Consider the following 23,482-nt stretch of genomic DNA (forward strand, 5'->3'; position numbering starts at 1 on the left):
ATCTTAATTAGCTTAAGAATGGTGCCCGAGGCCAGACTCGAACTGGCACGCTTTGTGGGCGGGGGATTTTAAATCCCCTGTGTCTACCGATTTCACCACTCGGGCATGAGCGCAATAATAGAGGACGAAATAAAAGTTGGCAAGTCTATTTGTGATTATTTGCTTTCTTTTCAATCAATTCAGCGGTTTATGTTTAAAAAATAGCAAAATTATCTGTGCTGCACTTGTTCAGGCTTCATAAAAATGTCATCGACTTGAGATATGGGTGTCATCTTTTTCGCATAAATTTCAAGTCCATATCATCTTTAGGCAATCCACATGACAAAAAAAATGAACCGCCGAGAACTTATTCAAAAAACTTTGGCAGGATTTGGTGCTTTATCTTTACCTATTTCACTGACTGCTTGTGGTGATGATGCCGACTCAAACACACAGCCCAACACGCAAGTGCAATTTTTGCATGGGGTTGCCAGTGGTGATCCTTTACAAACTCAAGTCATCATTTGGACACGTGTAACACCATCGGATAGCAGTGCGCGTTTAGAAGTGCAGTGGGATGTGGCAAAAGATGCAGACTTTAAAAACATTACAGCAACAGGAAAGGTGCTGACTACAGCTGCACAAGATTTTACTGTGAAAGTGGATGTGACGGGACTTGCTGAGGGGCAAGTTTATTTCTACCGTTTTAAATCGGCGTCGACATATTCGATCACAGGGCAAACCAAAACTTTGGCAACGCAAGTACAGTCGGTACAGTTTGCAGTATGCTCATGTTCAAATTATCCAGCGGGTTATTTCCATGTTTATAAAGAAATGGCCAAACAGGATGTCGATGTTGTGATTCATTTGGGTGATTACATTTACGAATATGGCATGGGCGGATATGCAACGGAAGAGGCTGTAGCGATGGGGCGCGCACTGGCGGATGATAATAATGCAGAAATTATTCGCTTAGATGACTATCGCAAACGTTATGCTTTATACCGACTAGATGCAGATTTGCAGGCCGCGCATCAACGTCATCCTTTTATTGTGATTTGGGATGACCATGAACTCGCAAATGATACATGGGAAAAGGGTGCTGAAAATCATCAGTCAGATACTGAAGGCGATTTCCTTGAACGTAAACTTGCGGCACTGGCGGCCTATTTTGAGTGGATGCCAATTCGTCCAATTGATGATCAGCATATCAAGATTTATCGTCAATTTGATTTTGGCACGCTTGTTCAATTGACGATGCTGGATACACGTATTATTGCGCGTAATGTGCAATTGGATTATGCAAACTATATGACTGCTACAGGTTTAGATATTGCAAAATTCCAAGCCGATTTAATCAATCCCGCGCGTACCTTGATGGGTGTGGAGCAGCGAAATTGGTTATTGCAGAAACTTCAGCAATCTACGGCAACATGGAATGTACTCGGCCAGCAGATTCTGATGAGCAAAATGTTTGTTCCAGCAGAATTGTTAATGTCGTTGGCAGAAATTACAGCAGGAAATCCTAGTCCTGAGACCTTAAGCAAAATCACCACACAAATCACTGAACTATTAAAAATTAAAGCTCGAATGGATGCAGGTGATCCAACAGTAAGTCCAGAGGAGAAAGCGCGTCTTGCGGTTACTGCACCTTATAACTTAGATGCGTGGGACGGTTATTTTGCTGAGCGTGAAATTTTGTATGGCACTTTGGCACAACTTAAGAAAAAAGTTGTGGTCCTTGCTGGAGATACCCATAATGCTTGGGCTTCGGATTTATCGAGTAAAGATGGGGTATTGGTTGGCGTGGAGTTGGCAACCAGTTCAGTCTCTTCCCCTGGGTTGGAGAAATATTTGTCCATTCCGATGCAGCAACTACAAGCATTTGAATTTGCATTTACCAGCTTGATTGAGGAGTTGAATTATTGCAATTTGAATCAACGCGGTTATTTAAAAGTCCGTTTTACTGCAGAGCAGGTGCAAGCGGATTGGATTTTTGTGGATAGCATTAAGCACAAAGAATACATCGTTGATGAAACTCGCTCGCATCAAGTGATATTAGACTCGACATTATTGCCAATCAGTGCGTTAAAGCAAACGGCATAAAATGACCTTAGAAAAACCGAGCATCATTGCTCGGTTTTTTATAATTTTTCATCGATATAACTGTCGAGATCGATGTGCTTAATCTGCTTACAGTAAGCATGCTCATACTTTAGCAGTTGCACATATAAGTCTGCTTCATGCCCCAGTTGGGTTTTCCGTGCCTGATAATCTTCAGATTGATGGGAGCTAAAGCGTAATTGGAGTCGAGATTTGACCGTTTGCTTATAGGCCCAAAAACAGACACGTCTGAGTTGTTGTAACTGGTGATGTTCAACCGACTGGCTGTGGTCTCGAAATAAATTTTCTTTATAGAAGCGCACAAAACCAAAGTTCACACCAAAATAAAACAAGATCCACATCAGCAAACTGCTTTCAAGGAACATCAGATTTAGTCCACTTAAAAGAATCACTGTAGCGAGTTTGATGGGCGCATGGCGTTGCAGTTGATACAGGGAGTTTGATGAATGTTTAATTTGTTTAATGACAAAAGGTAAGACCCACATCAGCACCAATAAAATACTGATAATGGCATAACTGTGACTTTGGAGCGGATCGAGATTCTCCAAGTGAGTTAAGTAAAAATCTTTCAGAATTAAGCTGATTGGAATAAAAATCATCACCGCCAAAACCCACGGAATAATTTCACGTTGGTCATCTAAAATACCGCGTGTTTTGATTTGACTATAAAGCAAGTAATTACGTTTAAATGCGGCAGGGTAAAGGGTCTCTAATTGTTGCAGTAACAGTTGAACTTGTTTGGATTGCATCGTCAAAAAAGAGCGTATGAGAAAAATAGCCTTTACTATAGTAGATTTGGAAGGGGATGGCTCAAAAAAATACGTGAAACAGAATATTCACAGAGAAAAGTACAACAATTTCGCTTTTTCACTCTGAATTATGCGAAAATGTCGGATTCAATTTTTTTGTCTAAGGGCAGTTCATGACTGATCATTCTCCTGAATCTTTAAGTGATATCGAAATTTTAGACATTTTGCAGTCTATGAAAGACGATGAGCTTGATACAGAGGCAAAAGAAGAGATTCGTAAAGGTGGTAAAGCAGGTCGTCAAGAAGCACATAAACTGGCGATTGTGGCTTTGAACCAATCTTTTGAAAGTAAGTTTGTTGAAGCTGTAGCTTTGGCGTTGGGTCTGAATGAAGGTCAAGCCAAAAAAATTCGCTATAAGAAAGACCGCATCCGTATTTTAAAAGTACGTGGGATTGATTACATGGCGATTGATGGTGCGGAAACAGCACAAGTTTTGTCGCAAGTAGCACAAGCTATTGTACGTGAAGATGCGACTGTGACCCATGATTTGCACAACATCTTCCCATTTTGGAAAGAAGGCTGGCCAATGGTTCAGTTTGACAGCGCATATAAAATTTTATCTGAAGATATTAGTATTCACTATCAAGCGACTTTAGATAAATTGCTTGAATTGTATGGTCGTTAAGATCGCAGTCTCAAAAGCACCTTCGGGTGCTTTTTTATGGCTTCTATTTAACTATGGAAAATCCAAGACAGTAATAAGCTGATGGGCCAAATAAACAGTCGCCACCATGTAATGAGTGGATTCCAGAAATACTGCCCAAAAGACAGAGTCTCGTTAAAGCTTCGTTGCCCACGTTCATAAGCATAAGGTGTAATCAGCCATGCCAAAATCAGCAAAACAATCGCACTTACGATCAGCAGCGTGTGGCTGTATTGGGCGAAATAATAGTAAATCAGATAGAGCGCAGAAAAGAAAGTACACGCCAACACAGCGGGCAATGAAAAAGACATAAGCTTGACTCTATTGTATTGTTATATCAAGGCATTATAAATGAAAATACCCGATGTATCACATCGGGTATTTATCGGTTGTTGAGCTTAAGGTTCGTTATAATTCAGTGTAGGTATTTGATTAACCCAGTGTTGAGTAAAGTGGGAAAATACCAAAGACCATGGCTGTAACCAGCATGACTAAACAAGTAATCACCGCCCACTTGATGGTAAATTCTTGGTGTTCACCGAAGTTAATTCCTGCCAACCCACAGAGTAAGTAAGTAGATGGAACCAATGGAGACAGTAAGTGTACAGGTTGACCGACAATCGATGCACGAGCCATTTCCACAGGGGTAATACCATAGTGCCCAGCGGCTTCAGAGAGTACAGGCAGTACACCAAAGTAGAAGGCATCATTCGACATAAAGAAGGTCAGTGGCATACTAATCACAGCCGTGATTGGTGCTAAATACGGCCCCATACTTTCCGGAATAATGGCAACCAGTTCTTGAGACATGGCTTCAACCATACCTGTGCCCGACAAAATACCAGTAAAAATACCTGCCGCGAAGATAATCCCGACTACAGCTAGGGCACTGGCAGAGTGGTTACCAACCAAACGCTTTTGCATGTCTAAATCAGGATAGTTCACCACCAAGGCAATACACAGCGCTACCATGAACAGAATAGCCGCAGGTAAAACACCCATCACTAAGCAGACCATCAAGACCAAAGTCAGTAGTGCGTTAAACCATCTTAAGTGGGCACGGTTAGCTTCTGGTTCTTGCGAAATCTGAATACTGTCACCATGGCTAATATCTAATTCCACAATACCAATGCGTTTACGCTCCATACGGCCATACATAAAGCCGAGGAAGTATAACCAACCAATTGCAACGAGCATTGGTAAAATCATCGGAACAAAAACATCGTTTGGATCGACATGCAATGCAGTTGCAGCACGTGCGGTTGGTCCACCCCATGGCGTTAAGTTCATGATGCCGCTCGCAAGCATCATCAGACAAGCCATAATTAAAGGACTCATACCAATACGCTTATACAGCGGTAGCATTGCGGCAACACAGATCATATAAGTGGTTGAACCGTCACCATCCAAGGAAACAATTAAAGTCAGTGTAATGGTGCCGAGGGTCACTTTTAAAGGATCGCCTTTAACCTGCTTTAAAATCCATTTTACTGAAGGGTCGAATAAACCCGTGTCGATCATAATTGCAAAATAAAGGATTGCGAAAAGGAGCATTACGCCCGTAGGAGCGAGCTTTTTAATGCCTTCCATCATCATATTGCCAAGTTCAGCAATATCAAATCCAGCAAAGTTGTCAACAAAGAGACTTAAAACATAAGTAAGTAATGCAAAAATGATAGGGATTAAAGTTAAAGCAACAAGAGCGCTCAGTCGTTTGGACATGATTAAGTACATGAAGCACATAATCATGCCTAAACCTAAAATGGTCAGCATGGATCAATCCTTTGAACGTGTTAAGTCTGTTTATTCATCAAGTGACAGCGATAGTATGCAATTCAGCATGATTTTTAAATGCTCTTAAACATATGTGATTTTTCGTTCTATTTTTCTAATAAATAATATATATCTATAAAGTATGGTTAAGATACTTATTTTGTATAACTCCATATACTTACAACTGAAGCCATAAAAAAACCTTGCAGTTGCAAGGTTTTGATTCAAGGCGATGTTTCTATTCATCGACTGTTTTGGTTTCAGGCTGCAGTGTTTCTTCAAGTAAGCGCGTCACTAAAAGTTGGTCAATCTTAAAATGGTCGACATCGACCACTTCAAATTTAAAGCCTGCGTATTCTACGGTATCGGCAGGGCGTGGAATTTTGCGCAGACGGTACATCATAAAACCAGCCAAAGTTTCATAATTTTCTTCATCCGGCATTTCATCAATGGCCAGTGCATGCTTCATGTCTTCAATCGGCGTGCTACCATCAATCAGCCATGAATTATTATCACGTTTAATAATCTGTTGTTCAGCTTCAATAGGAGTGACCCAGTCGCCCATTACGGTAATCATAATGTCTGACAGGGTGATGACGCCCACGACCAAAGCATATTCGTTAATCACAACGGCAAACTTTTCTTTGGTGGAGCGAAAACGGTCTAATAATTCAGACAAGGTTAATGTGTCTGGAATGGTGAGAACATTACGAATGGTGCTTTCATTGAGTTGCAGTAAAGATTGATTATTCAGAATACGGACCAGAATGTCTTTGGCATCGACATAGCCAATTACATCGTCAATATTTTCACTACAGACTAAAAACTTAGAATAAGGATATTCAGCCAATTTTTGACGAATACTGGCTTCGGATTCATTTAAAGTAAAATACACCACATTTTCACGCGTGGTCATACTTGAAGGAACGTTCCGCTCTTCAAGTTCAAATACGTTTTCAATGAAATGGTGTTCTTGCTTTTGCAGTACCCCAGCTTGCGCACCCGCATCCATCACTGCAGAAATGTCATCAAAGGTAATGTTGTCATCACGTGTGGTATTCACTTTAAACAGGCGGAATAACAAGTTGGCAAGGGCATTAATAATCCAAGCCAAAGGTTTGCAGACCTTAATAAACACCTGAATGGGGTTAATCACTGCAATAGAGATTTTTTCAGGGGCAATCATGGCCAAACGTTTTGGCATGAGGTCAGCAAACAAAATAAATAGCGAGGTGACTAAAGTGAAAGATAGAGCAAAGCTAATAGTTTCAGACCAGGGGCCAGTATAAAAACGAGCAACAAAGCTCATGAAGTAAGGACGAAAAGCCCCTTCACCTAAAATACCGCCCAAGATTGCCACTGCGTTTAAGCCAATTTGTGAAGCGGCAAAGAAGTCAGCAGAATTTTCTTGTAAATTCAAAACTTTCTGTGCGCGATCATCACCCGACTCAGCCAAGATTTTCAGCTTGACCTTACGTGCTCCTGCCAGTGCAATTTCTGTCAGAGACAAGAAACCCGCCCCAGCAATCAGGACTAGAATGATAACTATGTTTTGAAAAAGGCTCACGGAATCCACCTGTGATTCATCGTTATTATGAATATTTTTAACACAAAAAAATAAAGACAGTAATCACTTACTGTCTTCTATCATACCTGAGTTATTGGTATGAAAATGAATTATTTAGAGCTTGAATGCTTAATAATGTGAGAATTGCGAGTTATTGCCTAAAAACTCTCGATTTTCTTCCTCAATCATTTGACGTGCCACATACAAAATCAGTTGTCTGAGCCAGCGATGTGCAGGATGGTGATGCAACAGTGGACACCATGCCATTTTCAACTCAAATTCTGGAATATAAAAAGGTGGATCTTTAATCAGGAGGTTTTGACTTTTGGCTTGTAGGCGTGCAATACGGGTAGGTAAAGTCGCGACTAAGTCTACATTTGAAGCCAATAGTGCAGGCATTTGATAATGTCGAGTGAAGACCGAAATTTTACGTTTTTGGCCAATACGCTCTAAAGCTTGATCAATCCAACCGAGGCCTGCTTGTTTTTCAGGGTTAACACCGAAACCAACGCCCATACCTGTTTTAGAAACCCAAATATGCTGTGCATCGAGATAACTTTTTAGGTTTAAGTTGCTGGCAGCGGGGTGTTTACCGTTGAGTAGACATGAAAAACTGTCACGCCAGACCAAAACTTGGTGGAAGCTTTGTGGAATTTCATTGAATCGGTTAATGGCTAGATCAACTTTACCTTGTTCCATATCACGATATGACACATCACTTGGGGTTAAGAAGTCTAAGACCACATTGGGTGCTTCAGAACGCAGTGCTTTAACGAGGCGGGGAACTAAGGTGGCTTCGGCATAGTCCGAAGTCATAATGCGGAAAACACGGTTTGAGGTATAAGGACGGAACTCGGTACGAGGTTCCAAAATCATGGAGAGATCAGAAAGAGCGTCACGTATGCGGGGTTGTAATTCTAATGCTCGTTCGGTCGGTGTCATACCTTCAGAAGAACGAATTAGTAGGGGATCATTAAATAAGTTACGAAGACGACGTAGAATATTACTCATTGCTGGTTGGGTGACACCCAATTGTTCAGCTGCTCGGGTTACATTTTTTTCGCGTAAAAGTACGTCCAAGTAAATTAAGAGGTTTAGATCAACCCGCTCCAGATTCATAAAATAAATACCGAGAATAAAATCATGAAATTATTTGCATTATGCCATAAGCCATCGGGCTTGTGTAATAAACTGACGAAAAAAAAAGCATCGGGTTGTATAAAGAATACCCCCTTCATTTTCACAGAAAATGGGTTTTTATGCTTAAAAATAGAGGGACTATCAGCCCAAAACAATGTTTTAAAGTGCGTAAATTGAGTCTCAGATTATCGCCTAGAAAATGGCTTAATCTTGCTTGTTGTTGGTGGAATAAAAGCGTGATAAATACTCTTTTTACTGAATATTGAACTATTGTCATTTCGGTCAAATTAAGTATTGATTTTCAGTTTAAACTCTTTTTTTCAACGGCTGAGACTTAAGTCTAATGAAGAAATATTCGACAAAGTGTGTATTTTTTAGGTTCATTCTATTTTATTTAAATTTAATAATAACAAATACTTGTTTTGGATATGTCGAAATATAATTAGACTTTTATCTATATATTTTTTAAATAAATACTGAAAATTAATGCAGAATATTGGATTAATTTTTTCTGTCAATCTAATCTGTATTCATCGCAACGAAGCGCTCTAAATCTAAGCAAAAGCTTGAGGGTCTGATTTTAGCTTTTCGTTGAAGAAAATCCTAATATTATTACAGGAAATATCATGACTACATATCAAACAGCGATTGATGCAATCCGCGAATTAAAAGCAAAATTCGGTAGCACTTGGGCAGACATCAGTCCTGAAGATGCTGCGCGTATGCAACTTCAAAACCGTTTCAAAACTGGTTTAGACATTGCGAAATATACAGCGGCAATTATGCGTCGTGATATGGCTGCTTATGATGCAGACTCTAGCAAATACACTCAATCACTAGGTTGCTGGCACGGTTTCATCGCGCAACAAAAAATGATTGCGAACAAAAAATACTTCGGTACAACTGAACGTCGCTACATCTACCTTTCTGGTTGGATGGTTGCAGCGCTTCGTTCAGAATTCGGTCCACTTCCTGACCAATCTATGCACGAAAAAACGTCTGTTCCTGCATTGATCGAAGAAATCTACACATTCTTACGTCAAGCTGACGCGAAAGAATTAAACGACTTGTTCCGTGCACTTAAAAAAGCACAAGAAGCGGGCGACACTGCTAAAGCAGCTGAAATCACTTCACAAATCGACAACTTCCAAACTCACGTTGTGCCAATTATTGCGGACATCGACGCTGGTTTCGGTAACGAAGAAGCAACTTACTTACTTGCTAAGAAAATGATCGAAGCGGGTGCTTGTGCACTACAAATCGAAAACCAGGTTTCTGACGCGAAACAATGTGGTCACCAAGCTGGTAAAGTAACAGTTCCACACGAAGACTTCATCGCGAAAATCCACGCGCTTCGCTATGCATTCCTAGAAATGGGTCTTGACGACGGTATCATCGTTGCACGTACTGACTCTGAAGGCGCTGACTTGACTCAAAAAATCCCAGTGGTTAAAGAGCCAGGCGACATCGCTTCTCAATACATCAGCTACTTAGACACAACTGAAATCGACATTTCAGAAGCTCAAGAAGACGAAATCCTGATCAAGCGTGATGGTAAACTTCACCGTCCTAAACGTCTTGCTTCTGGTCTATACCAGTTCCGTGAAGGCACGCAAATCGACCGCGTTGTACTTGACTGTGTAACTAGCCTACAAAACGGTGCTGACCTTCTTTGGATCGAAACTGCGACTCCAAACGTTGCTGAAATCGCTCACATGGTTAACCGTGTACGTGAAACAGTTCCAAATGCGAAACTTGTTTATAACAACTCGCCTTCGTTCAACTGGACTTTAAACTTCCGTCAACAAGCATATGACCGTTGGGTTGCTGAAGGTAAAGACGTTTCTGCTTACGACCGTGCTAAGTTAATGAGCGCTGAGTACGATGTAACTGAACTGGCTGCTGAAGCTGACGAAAAAGTTCGTACATTCCAGGCTGATGCTGCTCGTGAAGCGGGTGTGTTCCATCACTTGATCACACTTCCGACTTACCACACAGCTGCGCTTTCTACTCATGAGCTTGCTCAAGGTTACTTCGGTACTGAAGGTATGTTGGCTTATGTTGCTGGCGTACAACGTAAAGAAATCCGTGGTGGCATCGCTTGTGTTAAACACCAAGCAATGGCGGGTTCTGACATCGGTGATGATCACAAAGAAATCTTCTCTGGTGACAACGCTCTTAAAGCGCACGATGATGCTAAAAACACAATGAACCAATTCGCTGCTCACTAAGCACTGAACTGATTCAAAAGAAAACCCTGCGAAAGCAGGGTTTTTTTATGACTTAATTTTAAGCTTGTTGAACAGCTTGAGTGTGAAATATTGAACAAAAATGTTAAGGCATCAGAATCAGTAGCCAAACAATAAAGATAATACTTAAAGAAACAAACTGTGCAGCACTGCCCATGTCTTTGGCATTTTTTGAAAGCTCATGCCGCTCCAGTGAAATACGATCCACAATCGCCTCAATCGCTGAGTTGAATAACTCAACAATAATTGCAAGTAAACAGACGGCTACCATGAGGGCTTGTTCTAAGCGACTGACATCACAGAAAAAGCTTGTTGGAATCAGAATCAGGTTAATTAACAGGACTTGACGAAAAGCAGCCTCATGCGTAAATGCGGCCTTAAAACCTGAAAGGGAATAATGAGTTGCATTAAAAATACGTTTAAAACCTGACTTGCCTTTGAGTGGGGAATATTGGCTCATACCATCAACCATTTTAAAATTTCAGCCACAATACATGATCTATATTAAAAGTCACTTAATTATAGTATTCAAAAAGTGCTTAATCTATGTACACCTAAAATAAGGAGAAAGAGATTAAAAAGCCTGCTTTTTAATCTCTATAGTTAAGGATGGATATTGGTTGAAAGTAAACGAGATGCTTAAATGTTTTGTTTAATTTGTGTGACTTATTCTATTTTTTCAAAAAAGCATAGGCGGCTTGACGACCTAAAGCGGGATCATCGGTAAAGACACCATCCACTCCCGCTTTAAAGAAAATCTCAAACTCTGCCAGTGCGCCTTTTTCGCACTTTTCAGCGGTTATCGCACTACAGTCCAAATAGTCTGGTAAGAAATTATTTTCTGGGCGTAGGGTATAAGGATGTACTTTTAAGCCCACTGCGTGTGCATCGTTCACAAAACTGGACGGGGTCGCTGGCTGAGTATTCGGCACGATATAGGTTTTGCTTGGTCCGACACCATGCGCATAGCTTGCGACGTCTTTCAGTCCTTGAGGTGTTGCCATATCACTATAGCGGAGTGTTGATTTGGCAAGCACAGCATCGGTAGGTTGTTCGGACTTGCCACCATAGAGTTGAATAATTTTGGCATGTCGAATCGATTTTAATTGATCCAACTGTTGACGCATCTGTTTTAAGTTGCTGACTTCAAACGACTGGATATAGACTGGCGCAATGTCACGACTATAGGTGTGTTTGGCCAGCGTGGTTAATAAGCGTTGCTCCATGGCCAAATTGAGACCTTGGAAATAGCTGGGATGTTTGGTTTCGATATACAGGCCCACAATTTTTCCTGTCTTTTTATAGTGCGCATCTACGAGTTCAATAATTTCATCTAAAGTAGGCAGATCAAATTGATCATTATATTGGATGTTCGCTGGACGAATCTCTGGAATACGTTCTCGTGCCTTCAGTTGCTTCAGCTCGTTTAAAGTAAAGTCTTCAGTAAACCAACCTATGTAAGTCACGCCATCAACGACTTTACTGGTCTTCCGTTCTGCAAACTGCGGTAAGCTGCTGACATTGGTGGTTCCTCCGATTTCATTTTCATGACGAGCGACTAAATAACCGTCTAGAGTTGGCACCAAATCAGGCTCAATAAAATCTGCACCATCATCAATCGCTTTTTGATAAGCGGCTAAGGTGTGTTCAGGGCGTAGCGCGCTGGCGCCGCGATGTCCAATAATAAGCAATGTAGGCTCAATGTATTCGGCGTTGTTTGATGGTGGCTGGGATGCTGCATTGTCTTTCTCATCATGATGACAGCCCAATAAGCCTAAAAAAATAAAACTCAGTAATGTTCTTTTTAACATGTGTTCCTCAACATTTTATTGTGGTGTTGCGGACTTAGTGTTCAATTTTAATATCTCAGATTAATGACAAATTGCGAAAAATTACAGGATGTCATCAATTGGTCAAAAAGCTTTCTTCATAGTTTCTTCATATTTAGCTCTAATGTTCTATTTCATGTTGTTACGTCTTGTTTTTTAATGATTCGTCATAGAAGATCAAGCATGAAGTGATGCCCAGTTTCTAGATCTAGCCTCAGACCCAAGAGTACCGCAGACCCATGCTGTCTAAATTTTTTATTCATCGTCCAATTTTTGCTGGTGTGCTGGCGATTATCGTGATGGCATTTGGTTTATTTGCCACCTTTCAGTTGCCTGTAGAACGCTACCCCGATATTGCACCTCCGCGAATTACGGTGAGTGCAACATATACAGGCGCGTCGGCAGAAACGGTGGAAGAGAGTGTTACTCAGGTTTTAGAGCAGCAAATTAAAGGGATTGATCATTTACTGTATTTTAGTTCGAGCAGTGACTCGAATGGGCGTAGTCGCATCAGCATTAGTTTTGAAAATGGAACCGACCCAGATACCGCTCAGGTTCAAGTACAAAATGCCATCAATGGAGTGATTAACCGCTTACCCGAAGATGTGCAGCGTCAAGGGGTCAATGTTTATAAGTCGCTTGGCGATACGCATATGGTGATTGGTCTATATGACCAAACAGGCAAAAGTAGCAATATTGCACTGTCTGATTATATGATGACGCATTTGGAGCAAGATTTAGCCCGTATTGATGGAGTTGGTGAGGTTGATGTTTTTGGTGCGCAGTATGCCATGCGCTTATGGCTGAATCCGCACAAATTGCGTCAATATGGACTGATGCCGAGTGATATTCGTGCGGCGGTTGAAGCGCAAAACACGCAAGTGGCCGCAGGGGCAATTGGTGAGTTACCCAGCCTGTCAGACCAATATTTAAATGCCAAAGTTACTTCCGGTACACGTCTAAAAACCGTTGAAGAATTTGAAAACATCATTGTCAAATCGACCCGCGATGGCAGTTTTATTTATTTAAAAGACGTCGCACGGGTGGAACTGGGCGCGGAAAATTACCAGTCGTTTAATACCATCAATGGTTTTCCTTCAGCGGGTATGGGCATTTCATTGTCTTCAGGTGCCAATGCATTGGCAACTTCGGCATTGATCAAACAAGAAGTCAGTCGATTGTCCTCTAAACTTCCTGAAGGCTATCAAATTGTTTATCCGCGTGATAACACGCCTTTTGTTCAAGAGTCGATTAAGGAAGTGGTCAAAACGCTGTTTGAAGCAGTGTTTTTGGTGATTGTGGTTATGTTTGTATTTTTACAAAATTGGCGCGCGACACTGATTCCGACCATTACAGTACCTGTTGTAATTTTAGGCACGCTCGCCATTCTGTATGTGCTCGGGATGAGTATCAACACCTTAACCTTATTTGCATTGGTCTTAGCCATCGGGCTTCTGGTGGATGATGCGATTGTGGTGGTGGAAAACGTTGAACGGCTGATGCATGAACAACAGATGAGTGCTCAACAAGCTTCGATTGCATCGATGCAGGAAATCAGTGGGGCATTGATTGGGATTACTTTGGTGTTAACCGCCGTGTTTATTCCTATGGCCTTTTTCGGTGGTTCGACAGGAGTGATCTACCGTCAGTTTTCAATCACCTTAGTTGCTGCCATGGCGCTATCGCTGCTGGTTGCACTGATTCTGACACCAGCACTGTGTGCCTTAATTTTAAAACCCAATGATAAATCTGCACGATGGGCAACTTGGTTTAATCTGAAGTTGGATCAGTTAAAACAGCGTTATTTAAAGTTGAGTACGCAGACCATTCAGCACAGTAAAATCATGCTGGTGGTTTTTGTGGCGTTAATTGCCGTCTTTGCGCTGTTTTATCGGGCATTACCGACCAGTTTTATTCCCAGTGAAGATCAGGGCATTTTAAGTGTGCAGTTTAAATTGGCCGATGGTGCACCACTGAGTCAAAGCCGTGTGGTGGGAGAAGAAATTCGCCAATACTTCTTAGATCAAGAACATGCCAATATTAATTTGGTGATGATCCGTTATGGGCGTAATTTCTCGGGGACGGGACAAAATTTAGGACAAGGTTTTATTGCGCTCAAACATTGGGATGAACGTAAGGGGAAAGAGAATTCCGCACAAGCGATTCGAGAGCGGGCGATTGCTCATTTTAGATCGCATCGAAATGCGCAAATTAATGTAAATATGCCGTCTTCAGTCAGTGGCTTAGGGCAAACCGATGGAATGGAGTTTTGGATACGTGATATCAATGGCGAAGGTCGTGCCTATTTAGAAGCACAGTTCAAAACTTTGCAGGACGCATCCAAGCAGTATTCTAGTTTTAGCAATTTAGATAAACGTTCTAACCCTGATAAAGCCGAGCTCAAAGTGGATGTAAACCAAAAACAAGCTTTGGCCAATGGACTGAGTCAGACCGCTATTAATAGCACCTTATCCAGTGCTTGGGGGGGAAGTTATATCAATGACTTTATTGACCGTGGTCGGATTAAGCGGGTAATTATGCAAGGGGATGCTGAATTTCGTTCAAAACCTGATGATCTTCAAGCGTGGACCGTACGTAATGATCTGAACCAAATGATTCCTTTTACAAATTTTGCCCAAGTGTCTTGGAGCGGAGGCCCTGAGGTGGTGAATCGCTTTATGGGCTATACCGCACTAGAAATGGAGGCGGATACAGCACAAAATGTCAGTTCGGGACAAGCCATGCAAGACGTACAAAACATGGTACGAGGGCATGATGGTATAGATTTGGCTTGGAGTGGATTATCGTTTGAGGAAAACAAGTCCAATAACCAAGCATTGCTGCTGTATTTGGTCTCCATAGGCTTTATCTTTTTATGCCTTGCGGCACTTTATGAAAGTTGGAGTATTCCAACAGCCGTCATGAGTGCGATTCCACTCGGTATCGGTGGCAATATTCTGTTCAGTTATCTGACGGGTTTTCCGAATGATATTTACTTCCAAATTGCCTTGCTGACCACGATTGGTCTGTCCTGTAAAAATGCGATTTTAATTGTGGAATTTGCTTCACTGGCGCAGCAAAAAGGCCAAACCGCAATGGAAGCTGCCTTGGAAGGAGCAAGCTTACGTCTACGCCCGATTTTAATGACGTCTTTGGCTTTTGGCGCGGGTGTCACACCTTTGGTCTTTGCCTTTGGTGCAGGGGCAGCAAGTCGTCAGGAAATTGGGGTGAGTGTACTCGGTGGCGTGATTTTTGGCACGGTGTTGGTATTGCTGTTTATTCCTTTAATGTATGTCTTGGTTCGCCGTGTGTTTCGTGGACGAACCCCTCAGGACGAAGTCTAAGATCGAATCTGAAGCATTCGTGTGCAGTATGAATAAGCAAAGCGAATCTTTAACCCAATCAGGCCGAAAGGCCTGACATTTAAAGATCCTTTGCTATACTCGGACAGATAAAGAAAAACAATATTTGAGTGGTGTATGCCAAATCCGTCATTTTCACAGCAAGATTTCCAAGCGCAATTAAATCAGCCCGATAACCATGCTTTTATCCAAAGTTTGAAACAGTACAGCACTGCGGATTTAGCTGATATTTTAATGGCCCTGCCTATAAATGACCAAATTCGGCTATTGGAACAATTACCACAAGCCAGTTATGTCTTTGAGTTTTTAGCATTAACCGAGCAGCAGCAGCTAGCAGCGCAATTGCCTCAGGCTTTGCTGGTGAAGTTATTGGCTCATATGCATTCGGATGACCGTACCGATTTATTTCAAAGCTTGGCACAAGAGGTTCAAGGTCAGATTTTTCCGCAGCTAGATGTGCATGTTCAAGCCCAGCTGAATGATTTAATGCACTATCCTGCCGAGTCTGCGGGTGCAATTATGAGCACTGAGGTTATTACGGTACATGCCGAAATGACCATGCAACAGGCGATTCAACATATACGGCAGCATGCAGCGGAAAGTGAAACTTTATATCTCATCTATGTGACCGATTCCTCGCGTTATTTACACGGTGTGATTTCGCTGCGGCAAATTATCCAGTCTCCGCCTGAGCAATTGATTGGACAGGTTATGACCAGCCATGTCATCACGGGTTTAGTCAGTGAGGATCAGGAAAGTATTGCACAGAAACTGGCTCATTATGATTTTATGGCTTTGCCCATTGTCGATGAGCAGCAGCGTCTATTGGGGATTGTGACTTATGACGATGCAATGGATGTGGTACAACAAGAAACCACAGAAGATATTCTAAAAAGTAGTGCGGTTGCGGCCAGTCCGCAGATGAGTATTAAAACGGCTCCAATCCTCTTACTGTATAAGAAGCGGGTGTTTTGGTTGGTGTTTCTGGTTTTTGGTAGTTTACTCTCAGGGCTGGGAATTGCGCACTTTGAAGACTTGATTGCGGCACATATTGTTTTGGTATTTTTCCTACCTTTACTGGTGGGAAGTGGGGGAAATGCGGGGTCTCAATCCGCAACCTTAATGGTACGTGCACTGGCAACGGGCGATGTACATTTTAAAGACTGGTTTTATTTGCTAGGACGTGAAAGTTTGGTTGCGCTGTGTCTGGGTGGAACCATGGCAACGGCAGTCTCCATCTTGGGCTATTTCCGTGGGGACATTCTGGTCGCCGTAGTATTGGCACTGAGTATGATGGGCATTGTGTTGATGGGTTGTCTGATTGGTATGAGTCTGCCGTTTATCTTAAACCACATGAAACTCGACCCAGCCAGTGCATCTGCACCTTTGGTCACCTCAATTTGTGATGCGTCAGGCGTGGTGGTATATCTGCTGATTGCGTCGCAAATTCTGACCTTGTCTTAAGCTTATAAGCAATTGTTTCAGCACAAAGTTAGCACAGAAAAAAGTCATGAAAAGCAGCATAATTCAGTGGTTTTATGATGTTAATGTGGTTGAAATGATGGAGGTCGGTAACAACATGCCTGAACCCTTAGAACAAAAAAAAATGAGCCAGCAAGATGTCATTCGTTTAGAGCGTGATTTGGCCAAATATGCCAATATGATGGATTCTGTGGTGCGTATTCCGTTCACCAAGCAGGGTGTCGGTGCCGATGCTGCGTTGAGTACTGTTCCGATTGCTGGTGATATCGCTGGTTTTGCCCTAACGTGTTATGCCATTTATAAAGCCAAGCAAATTGGCGTGCCGCAAGAAAAATTAAGCCCTGTATTGAAACTGGCTATGATTGACGCCGTCGTCGGTTTTATCCCTGTGTTAGGGACATTGTTTGATATTTTTATACGTCCGAGTCGTAAAGCACTGGATGTGGTTCATGACCATATTCGGGAAGAATACCAAATCCATTCAGAGCATCATGTGACTCATCCTTTTCTCCATGAAAAATTGGAAAAGAAACAGCAAAAGTCCGCATTTTGGCGAAATCCAGTAGTGGCATGGCTTTGGCTACACATCCCCGATTTGTTTGGCCTGATCTTTTTGGTGTGTTTTATGGGCTTATTGTGGTGGGGTGGCAGTGTGATGTGGCATTGGTTACAGGGATTAAACTTAGGATAGCCACTCATGAAATTTGAAGGTCAGATTACGGCAAATTTGCCAGCGATTGATTTGGCGTGCACTGCTTCATTTTATCGAAGCTTGGGCTTTGATCTGGTTTATCAGTCCGCAGAGTGGATGATTATGCGTTTGGGCGAAATGACACTGGAATTTTTCCATCATCCGCATTTAGAGCCAAATAGTTCATGGCATAGTGCCTGTATTCGCGTAGCGGAAATTCAACCCTATTATGAATACTGGTCTAAAGTGAATTGGTCGTTGTGGGAAACTGCCCGTATGACCGATATTCAGGATTTTGATGAGATCCGCCAGTTTTGCATCATTGACCCAAATGGCAGTTTATTACGCTGTATCGAAGTGACGATTGAATAAAAATGTTCTGTTATGCAGAGTCACAAAAAAGCCTCCAAGTGGAGGCTTTTTAAAATCTTGTGAACGAGTTGTTTATGGACAATCGAGCTGTTGTAAAGCAGCAACACGTTGTTCAATCGTCGGGTGGGTTTGGAACAAAGCGGCTAAACTAAAGCCTTGTTCTTGACCTGCCGCGATCGCAAACGCTTTCATTTCTTTAGGCATCGCATCTGGAAGTTGTGACTCCGCTTGTAAGCGTAACAAGGCTGAAATCATTGCTTGTTTGCCTGCAAGACGCGCGCCTGCTTCATCTGCACGATATTCGCGGTAGCGGGAGAACCACATCACGATTGCAGAAGCTAAAATACCAAAGACAATATCAAGCACAATGGTAATAGCAAAATAAGCTAAACCTGGTGCTTCTCCGTCTTCACGGCCAAAGACATTACGGTCAATGAAATCACCTGCGACACGTGCAAAGAACATCACAAAGGCATTCACGACACCTTGAACGAGCGCCAAAGTCACCATGTCACCATTGGCAACGTGACCAATTTCGTGAGCCAAGACTGCACGAAGCTCGTCTTTATTCATACGCTCAAGTAAGCCGGTAGAAACTGCAACTAATGCATCGTTCTTGTTCCAACCTGTAGCAAAAGCATTAGATTGGTAAGACGGGAAAATACCGACTTCTGGCATTTTAATACCAGAACGTTGCGCCAATTGAGCGACTTCTTGTAACAACCATGCTTCAGCTTGGTTGCGCGGGGCATTTGGGTCAATTAACTCTGTACCAGTTGTTTTTTTCGCCATCCATTTTGACATGAATAGAGAAATCATTGAGCCAACCATACCAAAGACAAAACAGATAACCAGTAGGTTACCTAGATTTAAGCCACCCGCGCCATGGTAACTACCGACACCGAAGAGTGACAAGATAATGCCAGCTACAACCAGTACCGCGAGGTTGGTTAGCAAGAACAAACCAATCCGCATCATTGAGAAAATCCTCTTATAATAAAAAAATAATCTGATTTATAAATCGAAAATCATTGCTCTCAATATGAGGTGAAATTCTTCAAAATTCAAGAAAAAATAATAAAACTGCTATAAAAATTATTCTGAAATTTGAATGCGGGCAGAGGCGGTTGCATTGGCTGTGGCATAGGAACCCGGCGCATCAGTAAAACTGCCATCGGCTGCGAGGATAATTTGGCGTGAAGGTGCGCTACGACTCACACTGAGTTGTGTGCTTGGAGAAGAGTCTGCATCGTAATGTGCAGATTGGGCAATGACTTGAGCATTGGCTGGTGTGTTATTCGAGCCTGAAGAGATGTTGATCCCGCCTGCATATAAATTGCTATAACGGCTACTCACGCGGCGAACATAGTCTTGAGTTTCACGGAAGGGTGGAATACCACCGTACTTTTGTACATTGCCTTCGCCGGCATTGTAGCCTGCGAGCGCAAGACTGGTGTTGCCGTTAAAGCGTTTCATCAACCATGCCAAATACTTGGCACCTGCATTTATGTTCTGCTGTGGATCATACGCATTAGAAACATTAAAGCGCCGTGCTGTCGCAGGCATGAGTTGCATAAGCCCCTGAGCCCCAACAGGTGAGCGTGCATTCACATTAAAGCCTGATTCGGTATGCATAACCGCTTTAATTAAGCCTTCAGAAACGCCGTGGGTTTGAGCCGCTTGGCGAATAATGTGGTCAAAAGCATTTTTGTTACGACTATAACTGGGCAACACGGAAGATTCAGAAGCCCCCCAGTTACTATAACTGTGGATATTACTGTCTGGATAATAGGTTTTCTTTTCGACTTTTAAGTTGCTATAACGACTTTGTTTATTGGTTAACAAGGTCGTGCCGTTAGAATCTCTCAATTGGTAGATGGTTTGACCTGCGTGACAATCTAGTGCCATGAACGAAATCGTCATACACCCCAAAACGTAAAAACGACTCAAAAGCAGCTTATTTTTCATTATCTATTATTAATCGTAAAAAAATCGATTTCAGTGACTAGAAATGAGTTTAGCAAAAAAAGAACCGTCTGAAACTATTTTAAGTTCAAAAAATCCATGTCTTTGTAAAAATCAAGTCAAATTGTTGAGCAAGTAATCAAAAAAAATAATTAATTTATTTTTAATGAGGATTGCTTGACTGGGTTAAGTTGTTGAAATTTAATAGCAAATAAATTGATCAAAAAATAATCAATTTAAATAGAAGCCTTAAAGAGTGGGGGGAACACCCTGTCAAGTCGATTAGAATCCACAAAGTTATCCCCAGCTTTTGTGGAAAAATGTGGAAAAGTCCAAAACATAAGCAGTTCAGCTAAAATATGAACGCAATCGTTCAAAGTTAAACCGATTTCAATACATGAATATGACAGCAATGACAATTCATGAGAATTTACATTCTTTAGGTGCGAGATGGCTGTGAATCGGATAAAATTGCGCGGTATTTTTTTTAAGGTTTAACTCGTCTATGTTCTCGCCAGTTGAGTCCAATCAGGGATTTAATTTTAAACCAGAACTACCCACTAGCTCTGCGTATTATCGTCTGTTGAAAAAGTTACGCCGTCAGGTGGGTCATGCCATTCGCGATTTTAAAATGATCGAAGAAGGCGATAAAGTGATGGTCTGCATTTCCGGTGGTAAGGACAGTTATACCTTGCTCGATATTATGTTGCAGTTTAAACGCATTGCACCGATCAATTTTGATGTGGTGGCTGTGAATTTGGACCAGAAGCAACCCGGTTTCCCTGAGGACGTGTTACCACGTTATTTAGAAGAGAATAATATTCCCTACTATATCTTAGAAAAAGACACCTACAGCATCACCAAACGTTTAACGCCTGAAGGAAAAACCTACTGTGCAGTTTGTTCACGCTTACGCCGTGGCTCTTTATACGGCTTTGCGCAAGAAATTGGCGCGACCAAAGTGGCGTTGGGGCATCACCGTGATGATATCTTGGCGACCTTCTTTTTGAACTTGTTCCATGGCGGTAGCTTAAAGGCGATGCCTCCTAAATTGCTATCGTCAGATAAAAAGAACATCTTGATTCGACCACTGGCTTATGTGGAAGAAAAAGACATCATTAAATATGCTGAAATGCGTCAGTTCCCGATTATTCCGTGTAACTTGTGCGGTTCTCAGGAAAATCTGCAACGTGCCATGTTAAATGACATGTTGCGTGAGTGGGATAAAGCACATCCAAAGCGTCTACACAGTATTTTTGGTGCTTTACAAAATGTCTCGCCATCGCAGTTAGCAGACCGAGAATTGTTCGACTTTGAAGCGTTAGATAGCGAACGTGAATTCGACTTTAAAGGTGAAAGTTGTTCAACGGAAGATGAACCAGAGAACAAACGCATTAACATGGTTAATCTTGGCTTTGCAGCAGACTAATTTTGTCAGTTAAGCCAATGCAAAACACCAATCAATGATTGGTGTTTTTTTTATGTGAATGATTTTGATAAACTTTGTATAAGAAATATAAAATATGAACGGTACGTACAAAAAACTTTAGGCACATGTAGGATATACATGCTATAACAATCTCCGAGCGTATTTAGCTTCACAATGATGCCGTCTGGATAGGCAGCACACAACGAACAAAGAATTGAGGAAACATCATGCCTGCTTTTTTAACTGATGATTGGTTTTCAACTGTAGAAACATTAACTGCTCAAGCGGGGAATTTGAACCTGCCGCCAGCACTTGCGAATCTTGCAATTAACTTAGTTGTTGCTGACAATGCGGGTAATACCGAATTATCTTTAGATGGTGGCGCAATTAAAAAAGGCTTGTCTTCAAATGCGAAAACAACCTTGAACATGGATGCTGAAACACTGCGTAAAGTGTTCCTAGAGTTTGATATGGCTGCAGCAATGCAAGCGTTCATGACAGGTAAAATAAAAGTTCAAGGTGATATGTCACAGTTGATGGCATTGCAAACAGCGAAGCCAAGCCAAGAGCAAAAAGATTTATTTAAGAAAGTGCTTGAGCAAACGGCTTAAGCGTTCTGAAATAAAAAAAAGCTTACCTATAAAGGTAAGCTTTTTTTATGCCACTAGAGATGATCTTTTAGATATTGACCAGCTGCGGCGTGGTTTTAATGTGCTCAAGATAAGCACGGATACGTGTCACATACTGTAGTGCTTGACGGTAACGGCCATTCTTCGCTTGGTTCTGTTGTAAGTAAGCATACAAATTGAGCCAGTTATTTGGGTCTTGACCTTGTGCCTGAATCCGTTTTTGAATCTGATTCACCGCACCCGGTCCCATATTGTACGCAACCAGTGCATACCAGTTCCGGTCAGGAAAGGGGATATCATCATAGCGACTCAGCATTTGGTCGTAGTACTTGGCACCACCTTGAATGCTTTGCGCTGGATCGGTACGGTTACTCACACCCATGGCTTTGGCTGTGCTATTGGTCAACATCATCAAACCACGTACACCCGTGGGAGAAACGGAGTTTGGTTTAAGATAAGACTCTTGATAACCAATCGCTGCCAATAAGTGCCAATCTAAATCGTACTTTTGCGCGGTACTTTTAAAACTGGCCTTATAGATTGGCATACGCTGACGCAAATCGCGTTGAATCGTATTCCAGTTTTCAGGCTTCACGACATTACGGTTGTAAAAAGAGGCCAATTGACCAATTGAACCAGATTGTTTACCACGGCAGACAAATCCGCTCGCCGTTTGCGTCAATGGATCATTCGCATGTTTAAATACCCAGTTCAGCTCAGTATTGAGGCCATTTTTACGTAAAACGTTTAAATCACCACAAGTAGCAGAAAAGGTTGCGAGACTTTTTTGCTCAATCGTTTGAACACTTGCCGTCGTCATTGCAAAATTTGCTTTGCCCTGTGCTACCCATTTCAGTGCTGTAGCATTATCGGGGACGGTTTTGAAGTCTAGCTTTACATTTAAGCTGTCTGCATAGTTACGTGCAAGGTCATAACCAAAACCATGCAAATGCTGACCATCTTTAAAAACGGTCGTTGGGTTTTCCACTGAAACGACAGTCAATTTATTATGATTGACGACGTTATCATACTGGTAGGTCTTACTTGCATTAATACTATGAAATGGAATTAACAAAGTACTTAAAGCAAGGGCTTTCAACGGGAGAGAGAAAGTTAATGAATTAAGGCAAAGCCTCGATCCAGAAGTTGAACTACTGTGCATGTTGTCTCCGCTACAAGTAATTTATGCCCTAGAACGCAAAGGCAAAAACATGCCTTAAAACGAGTTCAAGTTGTCTAAATTCAATAAGAGGTTGGGCATTCATGACGTCATTCAAAATGACATGGGATTAAGAAGATTATGTAGAAAAACTACATAGATTAAAAAATAGGCAACTAATTTAAGATGTGCGCATAATATATATCAATTTTAAAAGTGTCAAATTTTGTGCAATATTTTTTTGAAAAATGTAACATAACGATTTAATTTAATTCAGGA

19 protein-coding genes and 1 tRNA gene are annotated in these 23,482 nt (G+C 41.8%); 9 read left to right on the forward strand and 11 right to left on the reverse strand.

Annotation, left to right across the window (positions count from 1 at the left end; all coding sequences use genetic code 11):
- Nucleotides 1-19: 19 nt before the first annotated feature.
- Nucleotides 20-105: transfer RNA gene (locus tag AXW61_RS08425), tRNA-Leu, on the reverse strand.
- Between the two features lie 213 nt (nucleotides 106-318).
- Between AXW61_RS08425 and AXW61_RS08430 the strand changes: the two genes are divergently transcribed.
- A complete protein-coding gene (locus AXW61_RS08430; RefSeq protein WP_062033984.1) occupies nucleotides 319-2,085 on the forward strand; it encodes an alkaline phosphatase D family protein in 1,767 nt (588 codons plus the stop codon).
- Between the two features lie 38 nt (nucleotides 2,086-2,123).
- Here AXW61_RS08430 and AXW61_RS08435 read toward each other — a convergent pair whose 3' ends face one another.
- A complete protein-coding gene (locus AXW61_RS08435; RefSeq protein WP_062033985.1) occupies nucleotides 2,124-2,852 on the reverse strand; it encodes a hypothetical protein in 729 nt (242 codons plus the stop codon).
- Between the two features lie 173 nt (nucleotides 2,853-3,025).
- On the opposite strand from AXW61_RS08435, the gene AXW61_RS08440 reads away from it, so the two are divergent.
- Nucleotides 3,026-3,538 (forward strand): hypothetical protein, encoded by a 513-nt coding sequence (locus AXW61_RS08440; protein ID WP_004982687.1) that lies wholly within the window; start codon nucleotides 3,026-3,028, stop codon nucleotides 3,536-3,538.
- A 47-nt stretch (nucleotides 3,539-3,585) separates the two neighbouring features.
- On the opposite strand, the gene AXW61_RS08445 is transcribed toward AXW61_RS08440, so the two are convergent.
- The 4 genes from AXW61_RS08445 to AXW61_RS08460 all read right to left on the reverse strand — a co-directional run bounded on the left by AXW61_RS08445 (nucleotide 3,586) and on the right by AXW61_RS08460 (nucleotide 8,015).
- Nucleotides 3,586-3,867, reverse strand: coding sequence for a hypothetical protein (locus AXW61_RS08445; protein ID WP_062033986.1), 282 nt, complete (start codon nucleotides 3,865-3,867; stop codon nucleotides 3,586-3,588).
- Nucleotides 3,868-3,988: 121 nt separating this feature from the next.
- Nucleotides 3,989-5,329 (reverse strand): CitMHS family transporter, encoded by a 1,341-nt coding sequence (locus tag AXW61_RS08450; protein ID WP_062033987.1) that lies wholly within the window; start codon nucleotides 5,327-5,329, stop codon nucleotides 3,989-3,991.
- 238 nt (nucleotides 5,330-5,567) lie between these two features.
- Nucleotides 5,568-6,896, reverse strand: a complete 1,329-nt coding sequence (locus AXW61_RS08455; RefSeq protein ID WP_004982679.1) for a hemolysin family protein — start codon at nucleotides 6,894-6,896, stop codon at nucleotides 5,568-5,570.
- Between the two features lie 129 nt (nucleotides 6,897-7,025).
- Entirely contained in the window at nucleotides 7,026-8,015 is a 990-nt protein-coding gene (locus AXW61_RS08460) for a LysR family transcriptional regulator (RefSeq protein WP_005400438.1), read from the reverse strand.
- Between the two features lie 647 nt (nucleotides 8,016-8,662).
- Between AXW61_RS08460 and AXW61_RS08465 the strand changes: the two genes are divergently transcribed.
- Nucleotides 8,663-10,267 carry an isocitrate lyase gene (locus AXW61_RS08465; RefSeq protein ID WP_062033988.1) on the forward strand — a complete coding sequence of 535 codons (1,605 nt, stop codon included), beginning with the start codon at nucleotides 8,663-8,665 and terminating at the stop codon, nucleotides 10,265-10,267.
- Between the two features lie 103 nt (nucleotides 10,268-10,370).
- Here the strand turns inward: AXW61_RS08465 and AXW61_RS08470 are convergent, their stop codons facing one another.
- Together AXW61_RS08470 and AXW61_RS08475 are read right to left on the reverse strand one after the other, a co-directional pair.
- Entirely contained in the window at nucleotides 10,371-10,745 is a 375-nt protein-coding gene (locus AXW61_RS08470) for a diacylglycerol kinase (RefSeq protein ID WP_062034021.1), read from the reverse strand.
- 211 nt (nucleotides 10,746-10,956) lie between these two features.
- Nucleotides 10,957-12,096 carry a glycerophosphodiester phosphodiesterase gene (locus AXW61_RS08475; RefSeq protein WP_062033989.1) on the reverse strand — a complete coding sequence of 380 codons (1,140 nt, stop codon included), beginning with the start codon at nucleotides 12,094-12,096 and terminating at the stop codon, nucleotides 10,957-10,959.
- Nucleotides 12,097-12,353: 257 nt separating this feature from the next.
- On the opposite strand from AXW61_RS08475, the gene AXW61_RS08480 reads away from it, so the two are divergent.
- The 4 genes from AXW61_RS08480 (at nucleotide 12,354) to AXW61_RS08495 (ending at nucleotide 18,021) form a co-directional block, all read left to right on the forward strand.
- Nucleotides 12,354-15,458 carry a multidrug efflux RND transporter permease subunit gene (locus AXW61_RS08480; RefSeq protein WP_062033990.1) on the forward strand — a complete coding sequence of 1,035 codons (3,105 nt, stop codon included), beginning with the start codon at nucleotides 12,354-12,356 and terminating at the stop codon, nucleotides 15,456-15,458.
- 135 nt (nucleotides 15,459-15,593) lie between these two features.
- Nucleotides 15,594-16,940: a magnesium transporter gene (mgtE, locus tag AXW61_RS08485; protein WP_062033991.1), complete on the forward strand. Its 1,347-nt coding sequence runs from the start codon at nucleotides 15,594-15,596 to the stop codon at nucleotides 16,938-16,940.
- 115 nt (nucleotides 16,941-17,055) lie between these two features.
- Nucleotides 17,056-17,649: a DUF4112 domain-containing protein gene (locus tag AXW61_RS08490; RefSeq protein ID WP_081408281.1), complete on the forward strand. Its 594-nt coding sequence runs from the start codon at nucleotides 17,056-17,058 to the stop codon at nucleotides 17,647-17,649.
- Between the two features lie 6 nt (nucleotides 17,650-17,655).
- Nucleotides 17,656-18,021: a glyoxalase/bleomycin resistance/extradiol dioxygenase family protein gene (locus tag AXW61_RS08495; protein WP_062033992.1), complete on the forward strand. Its 366-nt coding sequence runs from the start codon at nucleotides 17,656-17,658 to the stop codon at nucleotides 18,019-18,021.
- A 72-nt stretch (nucleotides 18,022-18,093) separates the two neighbouring features.
- On the opposite strand, the gene htpX is transcribed toward AXW61_RS08495, so the two are convergent.
- Both htpX and AXW61_RS08505 read right to left on the reverse strand, forming a co-directional pair.
- Nucleotides 18,094-18,999, reverse strand: coding sequence for a protease HtpX (gene htpX / locus AXW61_RS08500; RefSeq protein WP_004695643.1), 906 nt, complete (start codon nucleotides 18,997-18,999; stop codon nucleotides 18,094-18,096).
- Nucleotides 19,000-19,116: 117 nt separating this feature from the next.
- On the reverse strand, nucleotides 19,117-19,989 hold the full coding sequence (locus AXW61_RS08505; protein WP_062033993.1) for a lytic transglycosylase domain-containing protein: 873 nt from the start codon (nucleotides 19,987-19,989) through the stop codon (nucleotides 19,117-19,119).
- Nucleotides 19,990-20,491: 502 nt separating this feature from the next.
- Between AXW61_RS08505 and ttcA the strand changes: the two genes are divergently transcribed.
- Nucleotides 20,492-21,415, forward strand: a complete 924-nt coding sequence (gene ttcA, locus AXW61_RS08510; protein WP_004695645.1) for a tRNA 2-thiocytidine(32) synthetase TtcA — start codon at nucleotides 20,492-20,494, stop codon at nucleotides 21,413-21,415.
- Between the two features lie 227 nt (nucleotides 21,416-21,642).
- On the forward strand, nucleotides 21,643-22,026 hold the full coding sequence (locus tag AXW61_RS08515; RefSeq protein ID WP_004695646.1) for an SCP2 sterol-binding domain-containing protein: 384 nt from the start codon (nucleotides 21,643-21,645) through the stop codon (nucleotides 22,024-22,026).
- A gap of 67 nt (nucleotides 22,027-22,093) precedes the next feature.
- On the opposite strand, the gene AXW61_RS08520 is transcribed toward AXW61_RS08515, so the two are convergent.
- Entirely contained in the window at nucleotides 22,094-23,206 is a 1,113-nt protein-coding gene (locus AXW61_RS08520; protein ID WP_029575083.1) for a transglycosylase SLT domain-containing protein, read from the reverse strand.
- Between the last annotated feature and the right edge of the window lie 276 nt (nucleotides 23,207-23,482).

This window comes from Acinetobacter sp. BMW17 (assembly GCF_001592855.1).
GTDB lineage: Bacteria > Pseudomonadota > Gammaproteobacteria > Pseudomonadales > Moraxellaceae > Acinetobacter > Acinetobacter johnsonii.